Source organism: Streptomyces sp. NPDC002138 (assembly GCF_040296485.1).
Taxonomy (GTDB): Bacteria; Actinomycetota; Actinomycetes; order Streptomycetales; family Streptomycetaceae; genus Streptomyces.
On sequence record NZ_JBEOXE010000011.1, the window covers coordinates 23,763 to 45,763 of the forward strand.

The 22,001-nt window shown below is 73.1% G+C and carries 17 protein-coding genes; 5 read left to right on the forward strand and 12 right to left on the reverse strand.

What is annotated here, in order from left to right; translation table 11 throughout:
• Positions 1-35 precede the first annotated feature (35 nt).
• The 3 genes from ABT084_RS09730 to panB all read right to left on the reverse strand — a co-directional run bounded on the left by ABT084_RS09730 (position 36) and on the right by panB (position 2,899).
• Positions 36-887 (reverse strand): ABC transporter permease, encoded by an 852-nt coding sequence (locus tag ABT084_RS09730; RefSeq protein WP_351040200.1) that lies wholly within the window; start codon positions 885-887, stop codon positions 36-38.
• The gene (locus ABT084_RS09735; RefSeq protein WP_351040203.1) at positions 884-1,915 is read right to left on the reverse strand and encodes an ATP-binding cassette domain-containing protein; all 1,032 of its coding nucleotides are present in this window, start codon (positions 1,913-1,915) and stop codon (positions 884-886) included. Before ABT084_RS09735 ends, ABT084_RS09730 begins: the two co-directional genes overlap by 4 nt.
• 123 nt (positions 1,916-2,038) lie before the next feature.
• Complete coding sequence (gene panB, locus ABT084_RS09740; protein ID WP_502968880.1) at positions 2,039-2,899, reverse strand: 3-methyl-2-oxobutanoate hydroxymethyltransferase; 861 nt, start codon at positions 2,897-2,899, stop codon at positions 2,039-2,041.
• 318 nt (positions 2,900-3,217) lie between these two features.
• Here panB and ABT084_RS09745 point away from each other — a divergent pair, with 318 nt between their 5' ends.
• Positions 3,218-4,246: an endonuclease/exonuclease/phosphatase family protein gene (locus tag ABT084_RS09745; protein WP_351040209.1), complete on the forward strand. Its 1,029-nt coding sequence runs from the start codon at positions 3,218-3,220 to the stop codon at positions 4,244-4,246.
• A gap of 62 nt (positions 4,247-4,308) precedes the next feature.
• On the opposite strand, the gene ABT084_RS09750 is transcribed toward ABT084_RS09745, so the two are convergent.
• The 4 genes from ABT084_RS09750 to ABT084_RS09765 all read right to left on the reverse strand — a co-directional run bounded on the left by ABT084_RS09750 (position 4,309) and on the right by ABT084_RS09765 (position 9,721).
• Positions 4,309-6,063 (reverse strand): NAD+ synthase, encoded by a 1,755-nt coding sequence (locus ABT084_RS09750; protein WP_351040212.1) that lies wholly within the window; start codon positions 6,061-6,063, stop codon positions 4,309-4,311.
• Positions 6,064-6,116: 53 nt separating this feature from the next.
• Complete coding sequence (locus ABT084_RS09755) at positions 6,117-7,289, reverse strand: DUF4190 domain-containing protein (RefSeq protein WP_351040215.1); 1,173 nt, start codon at positions 7,287-7,289, stop codon at positions 6,117-6,119.
• Between the two features lie 118 nt (positions 7,290-7,407).
• The gene (locus tag ABT084_RS09760) at positions 7,408-9,111 is read right to left on the reverse strand and encodes a multicopper oxidase family protein (protein ID WP_351040218.1); all 1,704 of its coding nucleotides are present in this window, start codon (positions 9,109-9,111) and stop codon (positions 7,408-7,410) included.
• Positions 9,112-9,205: 94 nt separating this feature from the next.
• Positions 9,206-9,721, reverse strand: a complete 516-nt coding sequence (locus ABT084_RS09765) for a hypothetical protein (protein WP_351040221.1) — start codon at positions 9,719-9,721, stop codon at positions 9,206-9,208.
• Between the two features lie 72 nt (positions 9,722-9,793).
• On the opposite strand from ABT084_RS09765, the gene ABT084_RS09770 reads away from it, so the two are divergent.
• A complete protein-coding gene (locus tag ABT084_RS09770) occupies positions 9,794-10,480 on the forward strand; it encodes a DUF998 domain-containing protein (protein WP_351040224.1) in 687 nt (228 codons plus the stop codon).
• Entirely contained in the window at positions 10,477-11,421 is a 945-nt protein-coding gene (locus ABT084_RS09775) for an alpha/beta fold hydrolase (protein ID WP_502968881.1), read from the forward strand. Before ABT084_RS09770 ends, ABT084_RS09775 begins: the two co-directional genes overlap by 4 nt.
• Here the strand turns inward: ABT084_RS09775 and ABT084_RS09780 are convergent.
• The 3 genes from ABT084_RS09780 to ABT084_RS09790 all read right to left on the reverse strand — a co-directional run bounded on the left by ABT084_RS09780 (position 11,406) and on the right by ABT084_RS09790 (position 13,405).
• Positions 11,406-11,825: a CBS domain-containing protein gene (locus ABT084_RS09780; RefSeq protein ID WP_351040227.1), complete on the reverse strand. Its 420-nt coding sequence runs from the start codon at positions 11,823-11,825 to the stop codon at positions 11,406-11,408. The genes ABT084_RS09775 and ABT084_RS09780 overlap by 16 nt on opposite strands.
• Before the next feature lie 144 nt (positions 11,826-11,969).
• Complete coding sequence (locus tag ABT084_RS09785; RefSeq protein WP_351040229.1) at positions 11,970-12,740, reverse strand: DUF305 domain-containing protein; 771 nt, start codon at positions 12,738-12,740, stop codon at positions 11,970-11,972.
• A complete protein-coding gene (locus ABT084_RS09790; protein ID WP_351040232.1) occupies positions 12,737-13,405 on the reverse strand; it encodes a thioredoxin-like domain-containing protein in 669 nt (222 codons plus the stop codon). The genes ABT084_RS09785 and ABT084_RS09790 overlap by 4 nt, the downstream gene beginning before the upstream one ends.
• Positions 13,406-13,620: 215 nt before the next feature.
• Between ABT084_RS09790 and glnA2 the strand changes: the two genes are divergently transcribed.
• Positions 13,621-14,982, forward strand: coding sequence for a gamma-glutamylpolyamine synthetase GlnA2 (glnA2, locus tag ABT084_RS09795; RefSeq protein ID WP_351040235.1), 1,362 nt, complete (start codon positions 13,621-13,623; stop codon positions 14,980-14,982).
• Positions 14,983-15,060: 78 nt separating this feature from the next.
• Here glnA2 and ABT084_RS09800 read toward each other — a convergent pair whose 3' ends face one another.
• On the reverse strand, positions 15,061-15,972 hold the full coding sequence (locus ABT084_RS09800; protein ID WP_351040237.1) for a hypothetical protein: 912 nt from the start codon (positions 15,970-15,972) through the stop codon (positions 15,061-15,063).
• 144 nt (positions 15,973-16,116) lie between these two features.
• Positions 16,117-18,216: a PIG-L family deacetylase gene (locus tag ABT084_RS09805; RefSeq protein ID WP_351040240.1), complete on the reverse strand. Its 2,100-nt coding sequence runs from the start codon at positions 18,214-18,216 to the stop codon at positions 16,117-16,119.
• Between the two features lie 481 nt (positions 18,217-18,697).
• On the opposite strand from ABT084_RS09805, the gene ABT084_RS09810 reads away from it, so the two are divergent.
• Complete coding sequence (locus ABT084_RS09810) at positions 18,698-21,685, forward strand: bifunctional [glutamine synthetase] adenylyltransferase/[glutamine synthetase]-adenylyl-L-tyrosine phosphorylase (protein ID WP_351040243.1); 2,988 nt, start codon at positions 18,698-18,700, stop codon at positions 21,683-21,685.
• The last annotated feature ends 316 nt before the right edge of the window (positions 21,686-22,001 follow it).

Genomic DNA, 22,001 nt, shown 5'->3' on the forward strand with positions numbered 1-22,001 from the left:
CCGGGACGCGATCCGGTCCCGCCCGGATCAGGTCGTCAGGTCTTGTTGCGGAACTTGCGGACCGCGATCGGCATGGTGACCAGGGTGATGCCCACCGACCAGGCCAGGGTGATCCACACGGAGTTCCCGATCGGCGTGCCGTTGATCAGGGCGCGGGCCGCGTCGGCCAGGTTGGACAGCGGGTTGTAGTCGGTGAAGGACTGCAGCCAGCCGGGCATCGTGGTCGGCGGGGCGAAGATCGAGCTGCCGAACTGGAGCGGCATCAGGACCAGCATCGCCATGCCCTGCACGGCCTGGGCGGTCTTCATGGTGAGACCGAGCAGGATGAAGATCCACATCAGCGAGGCGCCGAAGACGGCCGCCAGGCCGATGGACGCCAGCAGGTCCAGGACCGAGGTCTTGATGGACAGGCCCAGCATGAAGCCGACGGCGAGCAGGATGGCGATCGCCACCATCATGCGGCCGACCTCGACGACGATCTTGGCGATGAGCACCGAGGACCGGGCGATGGGCATGGACCGGAAGCGGTCCATCACGCCCTTCTTGAAGTCGTCGTTGACGCCGGTGCCGACGCCCATCGCGATGTTCATGCCCATCATGGCCATCAGGCCCGGGACGACGTAGTTGACGTACTCCTGCTGGTTCCCCTTGCCGGAGATCGCGCCGCCGAAGACGAACACGAACAGCAGCGTGAAGATGATCGGCATCAGCAGGACGTCGAACATCGACTCGGGGTCCTGCTTGATCTGCAGGACGTTGCGGCGGGCCAGCGCGCCGATGTGGCGCAGGTGGGCGCGCAGGCCCAGGCGGCCCTCGTCGCTCACGGCCGCCGGCCCGGAGACCGAGGCGCGGCGGGTGGGGGCGGGCTTCGTGGTGACGGTGCTCATGCCGCGACCTCCTCGGTCTGGTGGGCGTCCACGGGGGTGGCCTTGTGGCCGGTGATGGAGAGGAAGACCTCGTCCAGGCTGGGCAGGTAGGTGCCCAGGTCCGCGATGGCGTAGCCGCGGGCGGCCAGCAGGCCCACCACCGCGGTCAGCTGCTCGTCGCTCAGGATCGGGACCAGGAGCACGCCCTCGTCCGGTACGGCCTGCGAACCGGCGACGCCGTCCAGGCCGGTCTCGGCCAGCGAGCGGGCCATGCCCGGCAGGTCGGCCGGGTCCGCGGGGCGGATCTTCAGGGTGCGGCCGCCGACGCGGGCCTTCAGCTCGTCGACCTTGCCGTTGGCGATGACCTTGCCGTGGTCGATGACCGTCAGCTCGCTGGCGAGCTGCTCGGCCTCCTCCATGTACTGGGTGGTGAGCAGGACCGTCGCGCCCTCGGCGACCATCCGCTGCACCTCGTCCCACACCTCGTTGCGGGTACGGGGGTCCAGACCGGTGGTCGGCTCGTCCAGGTAGAGCACCGCCGGGCTGCCGATCATGGACGCGGCGAGGTCCAGGCGCCGCCGCATGCCGCCGGAGTAGTTCATGACGGCCTTCTTGGCCGCCTCGGTCAGCGAGAACCGCTCCAGCAGCTCGTCCGCGCGGCGGCGGGCGTCCTTGCGGGACAGGTCGAGCAGCCGCCCGATCATGTAGAGGTTCTCCCAGCCGGAGAGCTTCTCGTCGACCGAGGCGTACTGGCCGGTGAGGCCTATGGTGCGGCGCAGCTGCCGCGGCTGGCGGACCACGTCGAAGCCCGCGACGACCGCGGTGCCGGCGTCCGGGGTGATCAGGGTGGAGAGGCAGCGGACCAGGGTGGTCTTCCCGGCGCCGTTCGGGCCGAGGACCCCGAGGACCGTGCCCTCACGGACATCCAGGTCCACGCCGTCCAGGGCCTTGGTCTCGCCGTAGTGCTTGACCAGTCCCCGTACTTCCACCGCGTGGGCGCCGTGTGCCCCACGGCCGGGGTTGTTGTCGTTTCGCGTCATGTCCCTCATGGGACCAGAGGCCACTGACAAAGCACCGACAGCCGACCGACAGCGGCCGGGAGGCCCTGTCGGCCGGCTGTCGGCCGGCTCGGGATCAGTCCCGGACCAGCTCCGGATCAGTCCCGGATCGGATCAGTGGACGCTGTGCTCCTCCAGCGGGAACGTTCCGCCGACCACGTCCTCGGCGAAGGCCTTCGCCGCGTCCGTCATCGTCGCCCGCAGGTTCGCGTACTGCTTCACGAAGCGCGGCATCTTCCCGCCGGTCAGGCCCATCATGTCCGTCCACACCAGCACCTGGGCGTCGCACTCCGCGCCCGCGCCGATGCCGACCGTCGGGATGTGCAGGGACCGGGTGACCTCGGCGGCCAGCTCGGCCGGGACCAGCTCCAGCACCACCGCGAAGGCGCCCGCGTCCTGCGCCGCCTTCGCGTCCCGCAGCAGCTGGTGCGCGGCCTCGTCGCCGCGCCCCTGCACCCGGTACCCCATGGCGTTGACGGACTGCGGGGTCAGACCCAGGTGGGACATGACGGGGATGCCGGACTGCACGATCAGCTCGGTCTGGGCCAGCGAGCGCTGGCCGCCCTCCAGCTTGACCGCGCCGACCCCGGCCTCCTTGACGAGGCGGGTGGCGCTGCGCAGCGCCTGGACCGCGCCTTCCTGGTACGAGCCGAACGGCAGGTCGCCGACGACCAGGGCGCGGCTGGTGCCGCGGACGACCGCCGCCGACAGGAGGGTCATCTCCTCCATCGTGACGGGGACGGTGGTCTCGTAGCCGAGGTGACAGTTGCCCATGGAGTCGCCGACGAGCACGACCGGGATCCCGGCCTCGTCGAAGACGGACGCGGTCATCGCGTCGTAAGCGGTGAGCATGGGCCACTTCTCGCCGCGTTCCTTGGCGAGCATCAGGTCACGGACGGTGATGCGACGGCTGCCCTTGCCCCCGTAGAGCGTCGGGGCGGCGGCTTCGCGGGCAGGCGAAACGGCATGCGTCATTGCAACTGCTCCTTGTGTCATCTCGAGGCACCCTCACGGCGTCCCCGGACTCACCCACCATGGTGGCACCCCCGCGCCCCGGCGCGTAAGTGGCGCGATGACCGGTCCGTCACATCCGCGCGCGCGTCCGCCGCCTCCCCAGCCGCCCGCGAGGCGCGCCCGAGCCAATGTGCGCGTTTCGTGACAAGCGGAACCTTCCCCGTACGGCCGTTCGTCCTCCGGGTTGTGCGTGCCGGGACGGACGGCGCGCATGGCTTCGTAGATCGCCTAGGGTCAAGGGGCGGGGACGGAGCGCGAGCGCGGCAGTGAGGGCATGGCATGGCACAGGCGTACATGACGGAGACGGGGAACGGCGGTCCGGAGCCTCGTCCCTCCGGATCCGGCCTCCGCAGCCGACTGACCGCCCTGCGCAAGGATCCGGGGATCTGGCGGCGCGGCATCGTGACGGCCGCCGTGGCCCTGCTCATCGCCCTCGTGATGATCTTCCACGCCCGGCTCCCCAACGACGTGGGCAACCTCGGCAGCCTCACCGAGACCTTCCTGCCCTGGCTCGCCGTGCCCATCGTGATCCTGCTGGTCATCGGCATCGCGCGGAAGTCGGCGACGGCGCTGATCGCGCTCGTGCTGCCGTCCGTGGTCTGGGTCCACCTCTTCGGCGGACTGGTCACCGACAAGTCCGGCTCCGGCGGCAACCTCATGGTGGCCAGCCACAACGTCGACGCCGACAACCCCGACCCGCGCGGCACCGCCGCCTCGCTCACGAAGTCCGGGGCCGACGTGCTGGCGCTGACCGAGCTCAAGGCGAGCGCCGTCCCGGTGTACGAGGAGGCGCTCGCCGCCACGTACAAGTACCACGCGGTCGAGGGCACCGTCGGCGTGTGGAGCAAGTACCCGCTGTCCTCCAGCAAGCCCGTCGACATCAAGATGGGCTGGACCCGCGCCATGCGGACCACCGTGGACACCCCCTCCGGCCAGGTCGCCACCTACATCGCCCACCTGCCCTCGGTCCGGGTGAAGCTGAACGCGGGCTTCACCGCCACCCAGCGCGACAACAGCGCCGGCGCCCTGGGCGCCGCGCTCGCCGGGGAACCGCTGAAGAAGGTCCTGCTCCTCGGCGACCTCAACGGCACGATGAACGACCGCGCCCTGTCCGAGGTCACCTCGCAGATGCGCTCCACGCAGGGCGCGGCGGGCGACGGCTTCGGCTTCAGCTGGCCGTCCCAGTTCCCGATGGCCAGGATCGACCAGATCATGGTCCGCGGCATCAAGCCCGAGGCCTCCTGGACCCTCCCGCGCACCGGCAGCGACCACCTGCCGATCGCGGCCCGGCTCACGATCCGCCCGTAGCGCGGACTTCCCCCGCAAGCGGCCTCCCTCCTCGGCGGACACCCGCCGAGGAGGGAGCGGCGTCACGCCTGCTCGCGCCAGCCGTTGGTGATCGGCAGGCGGCGGTCCTTGCCGAAGCCCTTCGCGGAGATCTTGGTGCCCGGCGGGTACTGGCGGCGCTTGTACTCCGCCGCGTCCACCATCCGCAGCGTCTTGGCCACCAGGGCGGCGTCGTACCCGGCCGCGACGATCGCCTCCATACCCTGGTCCCCGTCGACGTACAGCGCCAGGATCGCGTCCAGCACGGGATAGTCCGGCAGCGAGTCCGTGTCCACCTGGCCCGGGCGCAGCTCGGCGCTCGGCGGCTTCTCGATCGAGGCGACCGGGATCGGCGGGGTCTCGCCGCGCTCGACGGCGGCCCGGTTGCGGTAGCGGGCGAGCCGGAAGACGTCCGTCTTGTAGACGTCCTTGATCGGGCCGTAGGCGCCGACGGAGTCGCCGTAGAGGGTCGAGTAGCCGACGGCCAGCTCCGACTTGTTCCCCGGGGCCAGCACGATGTGGCCCTCCTGGTTCGACACGGCCATCAGCAGGGTGCCGCGCAACCGGGACTGCAGGTTCTCCTCGGCCAGGCCGGTCAGGCCCAGCGCCCCCATGTAGGCGTCGAACATCGGCTCGATCGAGACGGTCCGCAGGTGCAGACCGGTGCGCTCGGCCAGATCGGCCGCGTCGCCCTTGGAGTGGTCCGAGGAGTACTTCGAGGGCATCGAGATGCCGTGGACGTTCTGCGCGCCGATCGCGTCGCAGGCGATCGCGGCGACGAGCGCGGAGTCGATGCCGCCGGAGAGCCCGATCAGGACCGAGTGGAAGCCGTTCTTGCGGACGTACGCGCGCAGCCCCACGACCAGCGCGTCGTAGATCTCCTCGTCGTCGTCGAGCCGCTCGGCGTACCCGCCGGTGACCACGGCCTCGAACGGCTCCACCGGCTCCTCGGACAGGATCACCCGGTCGATCCGCAGACCGTCCGCCACCACGCCCTCGACGGGCGTCGGGGACGCGGCGGGCAGGTCCAGGTCGACCAGCACGCAGCCCTCGGAGAACTGCGGGGCGCGCGCGATCACCTCGCCGTCCGCGCCGACGACGATCGAGTCGCCGTCGAAGACCAGGTCGTCCTGGCCGCCCATCATGGCCAGATAGGCGAGGGTGCAGCCCGCCTCCCGGGCGCGCCTGCGGACGAGTTCGAGGCGCAGGTCGTCCTTGTTGCGCTCGTACGGGGAGGCGTTGACGGAGATCAGCAGGCCCGCCCCGGCGGCGCGGGTCGCCGGGACCCGGCCGCCGTCCTGCCAGAGGTCCTCGCAGATGGCCAGGGCCACGTCCACGCCGCGCACCCGGATCACCGGCTGGGTGTCGCCCGGCACGAAGTACCGGAACTCGTCGAAGACCCCGTAGTTGGGCAGGTGGTGCTTGGCGAAGCGCAGGGCGACGCGGCCGCCGTACAGGACGGCCGCCGCGTTCTCCGGGGAACCGGCCGGACGGCCGAGCCGCGGCGCGGCCTCCTCCGTCCGGTCGAGGTAGCCGACGACGACCGGCAGCTCCCCGAAGCCCTCCGCCGCCAGCCGCTCCGCGAGATCGCGGAGGGCGGCGCGCGAGGCCTCGACGAAAGAACCGCGCAGGGCGAGGTCCTCGACGGGGTAGCCGGTCAGCACCATTTCGGGGAACGCCACCAGGTGGGCGCCCTGCTCGGCGGAGTGCCGGGTCCAGTGCACGACCGAGTCGGCGTTGGCGGCGATGTTGCCGACGTGCGAGTCGATCTGATTCAGAGCGAGACGAAGTTGAGGCACGGCCTCAGTCTAATCACTAATCGTCTTTCTGACGCGATGTACCGCCGGGTGCCTCAGCCGAGCGTGCCGCTCCAGATGGCGCCGTCGTACTTGGAGATGCCGGGCGCGATCTCGAACTGGATGCCCTTGGTGCCCTCGGGCAGGCCGAAGGCGAAGACGCCGGTGGCCGACTGGCCGGGCAGCAGCGAACCCGAGAACGGGTGCTCCACCGTGAAGTCGTACATCCGCTTCGACTCCAGCCCCTTGTCGTCCCGCGCGGACGGCAGGGCGGCGCGCAGCTCGAGCTTGTCCTTGGAGTTGTTGGTGATGCTGACGGTCACCTTCGCCGCGAACTTCGGGCGGCTCGGGTCGTACTTGTTGGGCTCCGGGGTGTAGCCCGCCGCCTCCTTGACCGTGACCTCGACCCCGTCGTCGTACCGGAAGGTCTGGCCGAAGGGCAGCGCCGAGGTCTTGCCCGGGACGTCCGCCTTGGGGCTCGGGCTCGGGCTCGCGTCGTCGTACTCGTCGTCGTAGCCGTCGCCGAAGGGGCTGCTGTGCGTGTGCGGCAGGCCCTTGTTGACCTGGTCGTCGATGTCGTTGACGATCCGGCTGGTGAAGTACGTACCGGCCCCCGCGGCGCACAGGCCGAGCACGCCGAGCACCGTGCCCGCGACGGCGAGGCCCTTGCGCGGAGCGCCCTTGGACGCCTGGACCATGCCCGCGATGCCGAGACCGATCCCGACCAGCGCCAGCAGCGCGCCGCCCCAGAAGAGGAACGGGATGAAGCCGACCGGGATGCTGACCAGGCCGAGGACGAGGGCGGCCACGGCCATGCCGTTGTTCTGCGGGGCGGTCGAAACGCCCGGGTAGGGCAGGTTGGCGTACCCGCCGGCCGGCGGGCCCCACGGGTTCGCGGGGGGCATCGGCTGTCCGTACGGCTGCGCGCCCGGCGCCCCCGCAGCCCCGGCGGACGGCGGTCCGAAGGGGGACGGCGACGGCGGCGCGAACGCCGACGGCGCGGGAGCGGCGCCGCCCGGCGGGGTCTGCGGCGCGGCGGGCGCGGCGGCCTGCGCGGGCACGGCCGGACCCCCGATCATCGTCGCGGCGTCGTGCACCGAGCGGGCCGGCGGCGCGGGGGTGGCGGCGGGTACGGGCGCGGGTGTGCCCTCGGCTTCCGTCGGGGGACCGGACGGCGCGGCCGCGGGCGGCGTGGCGGCGGACGGGTTCGAGGGCTTGCTCAGGTCCAACGAAAGATCCTCTTGTATGGGTGGCGGCGCGGTGATCTTCCACCCTGCCACGCGCCGCACCCCCGGCCAACCGGATTGCCGGCTCCCGGTTCACCCCCGGAAGCCGGTCCCCGGGCGGCTAGCGCTGGTAGCCCAGCACCGTCATCATCCCGGCCTCCGCGTGGTAGACGTTGTGGCAATGCAGCATCCACAGCCCCGGGTTGTCGGCGTCGAAGTCGGCCGTCAGCGAGGCGCCGGGCAGGATGACCGCGGTGTCCTTGCGGGCGCCGCCCGGCTGCCCGCCGAGCGCGAAGGTGTGCCCGTGCAGGTGCAGCGGGTGCCACATCGTTGTGGAGTTGTTGAACTCCAGCCGGATCCGTTCGCCCGCCTTCACGGGGCGCCGCTGGTCCGCCGTGTAGGGCTCCCCGTCGAACGCCCAGTCGTACGCCGCCATCCCGCCCGTCAGCTTGATGCGCAGCGTCCGGTCGGGGGCGCGGTCGGCGAGCGCCGCGGCCCCGGCGGCCCGCAACCGGTCAGCGGTCAGGGGTGCGGCGGCCAGCTCGGCGGGGCGGGTCGCGGCGGTGGGCGCCGCCCCGGGCGCGGTGCGCAGCAGCGCGAGCGCCGAGGCGGCGGCCCCCTTGCCCTCGGCGAGCGCGGTCAGCGGGAACACTCCGTCCCCGGCGGTGACGAGGACGTCGTACCGCTCGCCCATGCCGAGCAGCAGCGAGCTGGTCCGCGCGTGCTCGACCGGGTAGCCGTCGGTGTGCGTGACCGTCAGCTCGTGGCCGCCCAGGGCGATCCGGAAGGCGGTGTCCCCGCCCGCGTTGATGATCCGCAGCCGGATCCGGTCGCCCGGGCGGGCGGTGAAGACCGAAGGGTCCTGCGGGGTGCGCCCGTTGACCAGATAGTGCGGGTACGCGACGTCGCCGGTGTCCTTGCCGAGGACCGGGCTGCCCTCCCCGCCCATGAGCATGCGCGAGGGGCCGGCGGGGGCGGGGGAGCCCGTCATGGCACCCATGTCGTGCCCGCCGTGACCACCCTGGCCCGCGCCCCCGCCCATGCCCTTGCGGAGTTCGGCGAGGACGGCGTCCGGGGTGGAGCCGTCGATCCCGTCCAGCCAGTCGTCCAGCACCACCACCCACTCCTTGTCGTAGGCGAGCGGCTCCCGGGGGTCCTCGACGATCAGGGGGGCGTACAGCCCGCGGTCCTGCTGGGCCCCGGAGTGCGGATGGAACCAGTACGTCCCCGGGTGCGGTACGGCGAAGCGGTACGTGAACGACGCGCCCGGGGCGATGTCCCGCTGGGTGAGCCCCGGCACCCCGTCCATGTCGTTGCGCAGGGCCAGGCCGTGCCAGTGCAGGGAGGTGGCCCGGGGCAGGTGGTTGGCGAGGGTCAGGGCGAGGGTGCCGCCCGCGGTGACCCGCACCTCCTGGCCGGGCAGCCGGTCGCCGTACGCCCAGGAGCGGACGGTGCGGCCCGCGCCGAGGTCCAGCGGGCCCGCGGTGGCGGTCAGTCGCACCTCGCTGACCGGGCCGGTGGCCTTGCGGGCGGCCTCGGCGGCCCGGACCTCGGGGCCGGCCGGGTCGACGTACCCGCCGGGCGCGGCCGGCGCGGCGGAGCCGTTGCCCGTGGAGCCGTTGGCCGGGCCGTGGCCCATGGACGCGTGGTCCATGCCGGAACCGGATCCGCCGGAACCGCCGGAGCAGGCGGCGAGCAGCGCGGAGCCGGCCACGGCTGCGGAGGCGCCGAGCACGGCGCGCCGGGTGGGGAAGGAAGCGGGAGGGGTGAGGGGAGCGGGAGGGGTGGGGGAAGCGGGAGGGATGAAGGAAGCGGGAGAGCGCATGGGAGTGCACCTCGTGGGTGTGGTGACGCGTGGGTGGACGGGCGCCGTCTGCTGCCGCCGCCGCGGGCACGCGGGGGCGACGGCGGGGCCCGTCCTATACGCGCAGCACCGTCAGCCGGTCGAGGAGTTCCCGGGCCGTGGGCGGATCGGGCCCGCCCCGCGCCCGGCCGCCCGGGGCCGCGGGCCGCCGCGCGGCGGCGTCGGCCGCGGTGCGCGCGAGCGTGAGCACGCTCAGCAGGGTGACCCCGGCCAGCAGCACGGCCAGGCACACCGACATCGGGTCCATCGCCATCCCGCCGCCGGGCCCGCGCACGGCCGCCCGCCCGGGGGACGGGGGGACGCCGGCGGCCCGCGGGGCGTCGGCGGGCTCGTGGGCCTGCCCGGCGTCGGCGGCACCGTGGTCCTGCCGGGCTTCGGCGGGCTCGTGGGCCTGCCGGGCCGCGGGCATCGCGTGGGCAACGGTGTGGGCGGGCGGTGCGTCCTGTCCGGCAGGGGAGTCGTCCGGGTGGCCCAGCGTGTGCATGGTGACGATGCCCAGCAGCAGCGCGGCGAGCAGCGGCACCCGGGACCACCGGGAGGCTCGCGGTGCGAAGCGGGCACGGTCCGTCATGCGCGGGAGCTTACCCCGGGTGGGTATCCGATGATCCGACCGACCCCCGTCCTGCTTAGGATTGGTCCCACTATGTCCACAAACGGTACACGGCGGGTAGCCGCCCTCCTCGGTCTCGGCGCCGCCGCCTACACCGCGTGGGTGCTCGAAGTCGTCCTGTCCACCGGCCTGAACCCCATCGAGACGTACGTCAGCGAACTCGCCGCCCAGGACCAGCCGCTCGGCGGCCTCTTCCGGGCGACCGACTTCACCGCGGGCCTGCTGGCCTTCGCGGGCGGCCTGTTCGCCCTCTCCAGGCTCCGCGCCCACCCCGGGTCCCGCCGCCCGTGGGCCGTGACCGGCTGGGCGGGCGTCACGCTCTTCGGCGCGGCCACCGCCGCCGACGCCTGGCTGCCGCTCAGCTGCACCCCGACCGCCGATCCCGTGTGCGCCTCCCGGGAGACCGCCGGGCTGGTCCCCGCCACCCATCAGGCCCACGCCATCAGCAGCAGCCTGGCCATGACCGGAGCCCTCGTCGGCATAGTGGCGCTCACCGTCGCCGCCCGCCGCTACGGCTGGTGGGCCCCGCTCGCCCGCTACGGCCCGGTGCTCGTGACGCTGGAACTCCTCGCCACCGCCTGGACCCTGGGCGCGATCGCCCTGTTCACCGCCGGACGCGGGACCTGGGCGCTCGGCGCGGGCCAGCGGCTCCAAGTGCTGTTCGTCGCGTTGTGGCTCGGCCTGCTGGCGTACTCCGTCCACAAGGAGCGCCGGACGTGACGGGGCATGAGGGGGGCGTGGGGCCGGTGGGCTTCGAGGGGTTCGTCCGGTCCACCGACGGCGTGCCGCTGCACGTCGTGGTCGAGGGCGCGGGCCCGGTCTGCGTGCTCGCCGCCGGGCTCGGGCTCTGCTGGTTCGACTGGGACGCGGTGGCCGCCCTGCTGGCCCCGCACCGCACCGTCGTCCGCTTCGACCGCCCCGGCCACGGGCTGAGCGCCCCCGCCGCCGCGCCGCCGACCGCCGCGGGGGAGGCCCGCCGGATCGCGGCGCTGCTCGACGCGCTCGGCCCGGCCGGGCAGGCCCCGGCCACGGTCGTCGGCCACTCCCTCGCCGGGTTCCACGCCGAAGCCTTCGGCCGGCTGTACCCGGCCCGCACCGCCGCGCTGGTCCTGCTCGACAGCAGCGTCGAGGAGGCGCCCCGGCCGCCACGGCTCCCGGCCGCCGTACGGGACGCCGCCGCGCGGGCGCTCGAGCGGGCCGTCACCGCCGCCGGGCTGCCCGCCGCGCTCGGCCCGGCGCTGCGGCGCGCCGGGGTACGTGCCTCCCGGACCGGCGGCGCCGACCCGGCCGCGGGGGAGTCCGTACGCCGCTGCTACCGCACCGGCCGCGTCTGGCGGGGGACCCTGCTGGAGAACGCCCGCTACCCGGACGTGGCCGCCGACGTGCTCGCCCTGCGCGCGGAGCGTCCGCTGCGCGCGCCCGTCACGGTCCTCGCGGGGTACGACGCCTCCGCGCGCCCCGCCGCGCTCCACTGGCTCGGCCGCCAGGCGGACCTCGCCGACCGCCTCGGCGCCCGCTTCGAGGTCGCCGAGCCCTCCGGGCACATGGTCATGCTGGACCGCCCGGACCAGGTGGCCCGGGCGGTCCTGGACGCACCGCGCGGTCCTGGACGCACCGCGCGGTCAGTCCCGCGCCTGGGCCCCGGTCAGCCCCGGGCGTAGACCTTCTCGGCCCAGCCCGCTATCTGTTCCTCCGACAGGTGGCGGGCCAGGTCCGCCTCGCTGATCATGCCGACCAGCCGCTTGTCCCGGATCACCGGCAGCCGCTTGATCCGGTGGCTCTGCATCTCGTCGAGCACGGCCGACACGTCCGCGTCCGCGTCGATCCAGCGCGGGGTGCCCCGGGCCATGTCCCCGGCCGTGGTCTTCGCCGGGTCGTGGCCCTCGGCCACACAGCCCACGACGATGTCCCGGTCGGTCAGGATCCCGCAGAGCCGTTCGTTCTCGTCGCTGATCGGCAGCGCCCCCACGTTCAGGCGCGCCATCAGCTGGGCAGCCCGGTCCAGGGTCTCGGTGGCGGGGATCCACTGGGCCCCGGGATGCATGATGTCTCCGGCGGTGGTCATCGCGTCAACCTCCTGAGCACGCCGTTTCGCCGGGCGCGGGTGCGTCCGTGGCGGCGTGACCATCCTGGGTCGCCCGTTCGGCCCACGCGAGCGCACACGGCCGTACGGGTGACCCGTACCCCCGCCCCCTCCCGCCGCGCCCCCCTACGGGCGCGGCGCGGCCCCGCGCTTGCCCAGCATGTCGGCCATCAGGGCCAGCTCCGACTGCTGCGCCTCGACCATGCCCTGGGCCAGCTTCCGCTCGGCCGGGGTCCGGCACAGCGTCGCGCAGCCCCGTGCCATCGCGACCCCGCCCTTGTGGTGGTCGGTCATCAGCTGGAGGTAGAGGACCTCCGCGTCCCGGCCCTGGAGGGTGTCCAGCCGCGCCAGCTCCTCCTTGGTGGCCATGCCGGGCATCAGCGCGCCGGGCTTGGTCGTGGCGCCGCCCATGGAGTGCCCGGCCATCCCGTCCGTGCCGGCCATCCCGTCCGTGCCGGCCGTCCCGTCCGTGCCCGCCGCGCTGCCCATGCCGGTCATCCCGTCCATGGCGCCCGGGGACGCCCCGGCGCCGCTCCCGCTCATCCAGGCCATCGGCGGCTCGCCGGGCGTGGCCTTCGGCAGCCCCCACATGTCCAGCCAGCCCAGCAGCATCCCGCGCTGGTTCGCCTGCGTGTTGGCGATGTCGTAGGCGAGGCTCCGCACGGCCTCGTCCTGGGTGCGGTCGCGCACGATGAACGACATCTCCACCGCCTGCTGGTGGTGCACCGCCATGTCCCGGGCGAACCCCGCGTCCGGGGAGGACACGGCGGGCGCCCGGCCGCCGTCGTCCGCCCCGGCCGAAGAGGTCCCGTTCGCCGCCGCGATCATCGTCGCCCCGGCCGCGAAGAGCAGGGCCAGGAAGACCGCGCCGAGCGCCGCCCAGTACGTACGGCTCACTTCTGGTCCAGGCCGCTCGTGCAGGCCGCGCCCGGCTCGGGGGTCTGCGCGCCCTGGACGTACGTACTGAAGAACTTGTCCACGCGCGGGTCCGTCGCGCTGTCCACGCTGAGCTGCTTGCCCCAGGCGCTGAGCATGATCGCGCCGGACTGCTCCTTGTCCGGGCTCATCAGCGTGTACGGGGTCTTGGCCACCTTCGCCGCGAGCGCGTCGACATCGGCCTTGGCGGCCTTGTCGTTGTACGTGACCCACACCGCGCCGTGCTCGAGCGAGTGCACCGCGTTCACCTCGGGCAGCGGGTTCTTGTAGACGTCACCGTTGCAGTTCATCCAGCGCGGGTTGTGATCACCGCCGACCGGCGGGTTCATCGGGTACTTCACCGGGGTCTCGACGTGCTGGCGGCCGAGCTTCTTGGCGTCCCAGCTCGCCACGCCCGTCACCGGGTCCATCACGGAGGCCAGGGGGGCGTTCTTCTTCTCGGTCTGCTTGTCGGTCTGCTTCTTCAGCATGTACCCGCCGAAGCCGAGAAGGCCCGCGACGAGCACCGTGGAACCGGTGATGACCAGGATCTTGTTGCGCCGGTCGCGGGCCTTCTCGGCCCGGCGCATGTCGGCTATGCGCGCCTTGCGGGAGTGGTCCTGGGTGTTGCTGGACTTGCTCGCCATGTCAGTCCTTCTGCGGGGAGGGGCGGGCGGGGGGACCCCTATGGGCGCAGATGGTAATGCTCATGACGGGTCCAAGGTCAGTGCGGGGGTGCCGCGAGCTCCTCCGGGTGCGTAATCTGGCGGAAACCACCGCTCGCGATACTGGGTCCTGCCCGACCGTGCCCACGGACGCTTGATAGTGGTGCACAGGCCGTCTGAACTGCGAGGATGAAGGCATGGACAAGCAGCAGGAATTCGTCCTCCGGACGCTCGAGGAGCGCGACATCCGCTTCGTGCGCCTGTGGTTTACCGACGTACTGGGCTTCCTGAAGTCCGTCGCGGTCGCCCCCGCGGAGCTGGAGCAGGCCTTCGACGAGGGCATCGGCTTCGACGGCTCGGCGATCGAGGGCTTCGCCCGGGTCTACGAGTCGGACATGATCGCGAAGCCGGACCCGAGCACCTTCCAGATACTGCCGTGGCGGGCGGAGGCCCCCGGTACCGCGCGGATGTTCTGCGACATCCTGATGCCCGACGGCTCCCCGTCCTACGCGGACCCGCGCTACGTCCTCAAGCGCATCCTGAACAAGACCTCCGACCTGGGCTTCACCTTCTACACCCACCCGGAGATCGAGTTCTTCCTGCTCAAGGACAAGCCGCTGGACGGCACCCGGCCGGTCCCGGCCGACAACTCGGGATACTTCGACCACACGCCGCAGAACGTCGGCATGGACTTCCGCCGCCAGGCGATCACCATGCTCGAATCCATGGGCATCTCGGTGGAGTTCAGCCACCACGAGGGCGCCCCGGGCCAGCAGGAGATCGACCTGCGCTACGCGGACGCGCTCTCCACGGCCGACAACATCATGACCTTCCGCCTGGTCATGAAGCAGGTCGCCCTCGAACAGGGCGTCCAGGCCACCTTCATGCCGAAGCCGTTCTCGGAGTACCCCGGCTCGGGCATGCACACCCACCTCTCCCTCTTCGAGGGCGACCGCAACGCCTTCTACGAGTCGGGCGCCGAGTACCAGCTCTCGAAGGTCGGCCGCTCCTTCATCGCGGGCCTGCTGCGGCACGCCGCCGAGACCGCCGCGGTCACCAACCAGTGGGTGAACTCCTACAAGCGCATCTGGGGCGGTTCCTCCCGCACCGCCGGCTCCGGCGGCGAGGCCCCGTCGTACATCTGCTGGGGCCACAACAACCGCTCGGCCCTGATCCGCGTCCCGATGTACAAGCCGGGCAAGACGGGCTCCTCCCGCATCGAGGTCCGCTCGATCGACTCGGGCGCCAACCCGTACCTGACGTACGCCGTCCTCCTGGCCGCGGGCCTCAAGGGCATCGAGGAGGGCTACGAACTCCCGGCGGGCGCCGACGACGACGTCTGGGCCCTCTCCGACGCGGAACGCCGCGCGATGGGCATCGAACCCCTCCCGCAGAACCTGGGCGAGGCCATCTCCCTGATGGAACGCAGCGAACTGGTCGCGGAAACCCTGGGCGAGCACGTCTTCGACTTCTTCCTGCGCAACAAGAAGCAGGAGTGGGAGGAATACCGCTCGGAGGTCACGGCCTTCGAACTCCGCAAGATGATGCCGGTGCTGTAAGGCGCTGACACGGTGGACGGAAGCGGTCCCGGTCCCCTTTCGGGGGCCGGGACCGTCGCCGTTCGCCGGGCCTGGGGATCAGACCCGGCGGAGGGTCACCAGCTTGGTCTTGGTCGTCGTGGTGACCTGGCCGCCGTCGGGGTCGAAGGCGCGGGCCGCCAGGTCGAGGGCGACCGTGCCCGGGACGAAGGGGACGGGGACGTCCGCGAGGTTGCGGGCCGGGGCGGTCCACGGGACGGCCGTGCCCGGGGTGCACACGACCTCGATGGCACCCACGATGCCGTGGGTGGTGGTGTGCTTCAGCTGCTGGACCGCCGTGCCGCTGATGTACAGGGTGACGGGCTTGGAGCAGGTGATCGTGCCGTGCACCGCGGCGGGGGCGGTCGCGGTCGTGGCCTTGCCGTCCGCCGCGATGGTCAGGCCGAGGGCCAGGTGGGCCGGTACCGCGGCCGGGGTGATCTCCAGCCGGCCGCTCAGGACGTTGCGGTCGTCGCAGTCCTCGGTGTAGTACGCGACCAGCGACTTCAGCGTGCGGCCCGGGCCCCACTCCAGCTTGGTGATGGTGAAGCCGCCGGTGAGGGTGGCGCAGCCGGCGCGGTAACCGTTGACGAGCAGGCTGGGCTCGGCGGGGCGTCCGCCGGTCTCCGGGAAGCGGACCGCGTCCGGGTACGAGCCCACCGCCAGCTCCTGGCCCGCGGGCGCGGCCAGGTCGACCGTCCACGGGTCGCCCGGGCGGTTGATGCTCACCGAGACCGAGCCGTGGTCGGCGGCGGCGGTCGCGCCGAAGACGTCGCCGCTCATCGAGTCGTACGTACGGGACTGGTCGTCGCCGCCGCTGCCCGGGTCCCCCTGCCAGGTGAACGAGCTGTTGCCGACCGGTGCGGCGTGTGCGACGGCCGCGCCGCCGAGCAGTCCGGCGGCGGCCGGAAGGACGACGGCCAGCAGGGCGGCCGAGCGGACCAGGCCGCGTCCGGGCATGCGTATCTTCACTGTGTGGTTCCCCCGGGTGACATGTGTGACGTCAGTGGTGCCAGTGACGTCAGAGACGTCAGTGACGTGTGGTCAATTGTCGGTTCATGATCCGAACGTGCCGATTCTGGCTCGTCGGTCCGGGGGCCGGCAAGGAGTATCCGGTCAGGGGTGCGTGACCGCCGGGCGCCAGATCGTGCGCGAGACGCGGTTGAGGTCGGCGACTTCCGGGAGGGTGGTCGTGACGTGCAGCTCCGCGTCCAGGCCCAGCACCGTCGTGGTCGTGGCACCGGCCGCGTCCAGGACGCTCGCCGGGGCGCCCGCGTACAGCATCTGGGACTCGGTCCAGGCGGGCGCCCCGCCGAGGCCGGTGGTGCTGATGGTGCCCGTGTCGGCGCGGCCCGTCAGCAGCCGGCCCGCGACGCTCACCGCGCCGTACCCGGCCCGGCCGCCCGCCTCCGCCACGCTCGAGACGAGCGGCTTCGGGCCGCCTGCCGTGATCAGCGCGGTGCGCACCTCGCCCGAGTCGGGGCGGCGGAAGTAGAGGCGTACGCCGTCCCCCTGGGCGGTGGCCGACACCGGGCCCGTGGTGGCCGGGAGGCCGGTCGCGAAGGGGCCCTGGAGGGGGCCGCCCGGGGCCTGCTGGGTCCACACCAGCACCGACTTGGAGGTGGCGGCGTACACGTGGTGGCGTCCGGCGGCGTCGGTGATCGCCACCGGCTCGCCCTGGAGGTCCTCGCCGCCGAGCTTCTGCCACGGACCGAAGCCGCCGCCCGGGGTCTGCTGCTCGCGGGCGCGCAGGGTGTGCAGCGCGTCGCGGACGTACACGGTCACGCGGCCGTCGGACCCGACGACGACCGTGGGGCCGCCGAGGTCCGAGGTGCCGACCTCGTCGGAGGCCTCTGGGGTGCCCAGCACCTCCCAGGCCCCGAACGCGCCGTCGGGGGCGCCCTGGACGGCGTACACGACCTCGCGCCGGTAGTCCTGCGGGCGCGCGCCCGGGGTGGTGCGGGTGCCGAGCACGGCGACCCGGCCGTCCGGGAGCCGGGCGGCGGTCGCGCCCGGGTCCATGCCGGAACCGGGCAGCAGCACGGGGCCGGCCCACTCGGCCTGCGGGCCCGTGCGGGTCCAGTACGCCATGCGGCCGTCGAGGACGGAGAAGGCCCACAGGCGGCCGCCCACGCCGTCGGTGAGCCAGGAGGTGTCGTCGCCGCGGGAGTAGCGGATGCTCTGCGCCCAGTTGTGGCCGGTGGGGCGGGGGGCGACCTTGCGGTCGCCGCAGCCGGACGGGCTGCCGCAGTAGTCGGTGCCGTCCAGCCAGGCGTAGGTCTTGAGGTAGTTCACCTTCGCCTCGACCGTCTGGGGGTCGAGGGTGTGGGGCAGGACGCTGTTGCCGTAGCCGAGGTAGCTCTGCACCGAGAAGTGCGGCCGGGCGGTCACCTCGGCGTAGCGCTCGGTGGCGGCCTGGACGAAGCGGGCGCCGTACATGTGGTCCTGGTGGTCGGTTATCTTCCCGTCCTTCGGGTACCGGCCGGGCGTCGGATCCTGCGTCCGTATCGTCGTCGGCTGGTACTGCTCCAGGATGCCCGTTATCGCCTGTATGACCTGTTCTTTGGTGTAGGTGAAGGTCTGCTTCACCGGGGTGCCGGAGGTCAGCAGCGAGGGCAGCGCGGGGACCCGGCCGTTCCACAGGCCGCGCAGGCTCTCGGGGCGGTCGTCGGAGACGCTGCGGGCCTCGGTCAGCTGCATCCAGACGAGGTTGATCTGCGGCTTGGCGACCAGCACGTCCTGTTCGGCCCAGCCGCCCCCGGCGGTGGGGACCGCGGTGCGCTTCCAGGCGCTGGTGCGGTCGCCGGTGGCCATCTGGGCGTAGGCGGACCGGATGCCGTTCTGCCGGGCCTCGGAGTAGTGCGCCCGGTCGCCGGCCCGCACCGGATCGCTGAACGGCGGTCCGGCGGCCTCGTTCCTGCCGTCGGCCTCGCCGGAGGTGAGATAGGTGGTGGTGACCTTGCGCCCGGAGAGCAGCGAGCGGCTCAGATCCGGGTTCATGAAGAAGAGGTCGTCGTCGGGGTGGGCGACGATCTGCAGCACCGACCCGGCGGTGGTGCTCGCCGGTACGGCCGCCACCTGGCGGCCCGGGTCCTGCGCGCCGCCGCCGGACCCGGAGGTCAGGTCCTCGCCGTAGGCGACCGCGAACACACCGGTGGCACCGGCGGTGAGCGCGGTGAGCAGGGTCGCCAGGCGGATGCGGCGGGAAACGGGCATCGGTCACGCCTCGAGGTCGTTCGGGTGCGGGAAAACCGCCGTGTAGTCAGATAGAGGTCAATACGGCGGACTTGGTTCACCGATTTCACCGATGACTCCACTGCTTCCGGTCGTGACCGGATTTGATTGTGCACCGTGGTCGCGCGTGGCTGGAAAATGATCAGAATGCGGACGTATGGAGTCCATGGCGATCACCCCAACTCGTGGCGAATTGCCCGATTTGGGCATCGGTCACCGAGCGCCCCGCCGTCAGCCCCCGGGCCGTGGTCACCGGGTCGGAGCCCCACACTCCGGCCCGGTCTGTGACTTCGGACACGCCGGGCCATCCCGGGGCTCCCGGCCGGCGTGCGAGCGCCGGTTCGCACATCGGGCAATTCGCCTCATGCTGCTCATCGGTGAGCCGGGAGCCCGATCCGGCTAAGGTCGACCGAGGCAGAGCCAGGGCAGACTCTGCGTCGCGGCAGGAGCGGGAGGCGGCGGGATGACGGTTCCCGGACGCAGGAGCAGCACCTTCATCCGGCTGGTGCGCAGCGGGTTCACGGACCCCTCGGCCGCCGCGCGGCTGCTCGACGCCGACGCGCTGGCCGCCGTCCGCGCGGACCCCGTGCTCCTCGACGCCCTCGGCGCGACCGCCGACCCCGACCTCGCCCTGCTCGGCCTCGTGCGGCTCGCGGAGGCGCAGTCTCCCGACGACCTCCCGCTGCTCCTCGACACGCTCGTCAGCGCCAAGCCCCTGCGGGACCGCCTGCTCGGCGTGCTCGGCGCCTCCGAGGCCCTGGCCGACCACCTCGCCCGCCACCCGCACGACTGGCGGGCCCTGGTCACCTACGAGTCCGCCGACCTGCACCCCGGTCTCGCGGAGTTCGAGCGCGGCCTCGCCGACGCCGCCGACCCCGTCGCCCTGCGCGTCGCGTACCGCCGCTGCCTGCTCTCCATCGCCGCCCGCGACGTCTGCGGCACCACCGACGTCGCCCAGGCCGCCGCCGAACTCGCCGACCTCGCCACCGCCACCCTCCGCGCCGCCCTGCGCATCGCCACCGCCGCCGCCCCCGACGACGCGGCCCAGTGCCGGCTCGCCGTCATCGCGATGGGCAAGTGCGGCGGCCACGAGCTGAACTACGTCTCCGACGTCGACGTCATCTTCGTCGGCGACACCGCCCCCGGAGCCGACGAGGGCAAGGCCGTCCAGGCCGCCACCCGCCTCGCCTCCCACCTCATGCGGATCTGCTCCGAGACCACCGTCGAGGGCACCATCTGGCCCGTCGACGCCAACCTGCGCCCCGAGGGCAGAAACGGTCCGCTCGTCCGCACCCTCGCCTCCCACCTCGCCTACTACCAGCGCTGGGCCAAGACCTGGGAGTTCCAGGCCCTCCTCAAGGCCCGCGCCGTCGCCGGGGACCCCGACCTCGGGGCGCAGTACATCGACGCCATAACGCCGCTCGTCTGGCAGGCCGCCGAACGCGACAACTTCGTCGCCGACGTCCAGAAGATGCGCCGCCGCGTCGTCGACAACATCCCCGCCGCCCAGGTCGAACGCGAACTGAAACTCGGCCCCGGCGGCCTGCGCGACGTCGAGTTCGCCGTCCAGCTCCTCCAGCTCGTCCACGGCCGCAGCGACGCCACCCTGCACTCCGGCACCACCCTCGACGCCCTCCAGGCCCTGGCCGCGGGCGGCTACGTCGGGCGCACCGACGCCGCGCAGCTGGGGGACGCGTACCGCTTCCTGCGCGCCATGGAACACCGCATCCAGCTCTACCGGCTGCGCCGCACCCACCTCGTCCCCGAGGACGACGCCGACCTGCGCCGCCTCGGCCGCTCCATGGGACTGCGCACCGAACCCGTCGCCGAACTCCACAAGGCCTGGCGCCGCCACGCCTCCGTGGTCCGCCGCCTGCACGAGAAGCTCTTCTACCGGCCGCTCCTCGACGCCGTCGCCCAGCTCGCCCCCGGCGAGACCCGGCTCTCGCCGCGCGCCGCCGGACAGCGCCTCGAAGCCCTCGGGTACGCCGACCCGGGCGCCGCGCTGCGCCACCTCGAGGCGCTCTCCTCCGGGGTCAGCCGCAAGGCCGCCATCCAGCGCACCCTGCTGCCCGTGCTGCTGGGCTGGTTCGCGGACTCCGCCGACCCCGACGCCGGCCTGCTCGGCTTCCGCAAGGTGTCCGACGCCCTCGGCAAGACCCCCTGGTACCTGCGGCTGCTGCGCGACGAGGGCGCCGCCGCCGAGAACCTCGCCCGCGTCCTGTCCGCCGGGCGCCTCGCCCCCGACCTGCTGATGCGGGCCCCCGAGGCGGTGGCGCTGCTCGGGGACACCGGCGGCCTGGAGCCCCGTACGTACGACGCCCTCGCCCAGGAGGTACTGGCCGCCGTCAACCGGGCCGACCACCCCGAGGCCGGGGTCGCGGCCGCCCGCGGCGTGCGGCGGCGCGAGCTCTTCCGCACCACCGCGGCCGACATCATCGGCTCCTACGGCACCGAGGACAATCCGGCCGAGGAGGACCCCGGCGCCCTCGTCGACCGGGTCGGCAACGCCGTCTCCGACCTCACCGCCGCCACCATCGCGGGCGCGCTGCGCGCCGCCGTCCGCGGGCAGTGGGGCGACACCCTGCCCACCCGCTTCGCCGTCATCGGCGTCGGCCGCTTCGGCGGCCACGAGATGGCCTACGGCTCCGACGCCGACGTCCTCTTCGTCCACGAGCCGCGCGAGGGCGTCGACGAGCAGGAAGCCGCGAAGGCCGCGCGGACCGTCGTCGCCGAGATGCGCAGACTGCTCCAGCTGCCGACCGCCGACCCGCCGCTGCTCATCGACGCCGACCTGCGGCCCGAGGGCCGCTCCGGGCCGCTCGTACGGACGCTGCCCTCCTACGCCGCCTACTACCGGCGCTGGGCTCTGACCTGGGAGAGCCAGGCGCTGCTGCGGGCCACGCCGGTCGCGGGGGACGCCGAGCTGGGAGCGCGCTTCATCGACCTGATCGACCCGCTGCGGTACCCGATGGAGGGACTCGGGGAGGACGCCGTCCGCGAGATCCGGCGGCTCAAGGCACGGATGGAATCGGAACGGCTGCCGCGCGGGGCCGACCCGACCCTGCACACGAAGCTGGGCCGGGGCGGGCTGAGCGACGTCGAGTGGACGGTGCAGCTGATCCAGATGCGGCACGCGTGGGTGGAGCCGGGGCTGCGGACCACGCGGACCCGGGAGGCGCTGGCCGCGGCGCACGCGGCGGGGCTGATCCCGACCGAGGACGCGCAGACGCTGGACGAGGCGTGGGTCCTGGCGACGCGGGTCCGCAACGCGGTGATGCTGGTGCGGGGGCGGGCGGGGGACACGTTTCCCTCCGACGCGCGGGAGTTGGCGGCGGTGGGGCGCTACCTGGGGTACGGGCCGGGGAAGGTGGGGGAGATGCTGGACGACTACCGCCGCATCACCAGACGCGCCCGCGCCGTGGTGGACGACCTCTTCTACGGCGCCTGACCCCGCCCCGCGGCTGGGTTGTTTTCAGCCTCGCCGGCGTTTGAGGCGCTCCCGGAGGGTTGTCCGGGGGAGAGCCGGATTCTGGACGTTGCCCGCGGGCCGGTCTTGCCTCCGGCGGCGCCTCAATCGCCGGCGGGGCTGAAATTTGGCGGCCCGGGGTGCGAGGCGGGGCTGGGGTTGGCTGGCCGGGGCTGGATTTGGCCCCGCCCGACGGGCTTGGCGGGGCTCGGTTTGGCCGGTTGGGGAGGTTCCGCTTCGTCGGCGTATGGGGCGCCCCCCGGGGGTATGGGTAAGCAGGCCCCGCGTCGGCATGGCG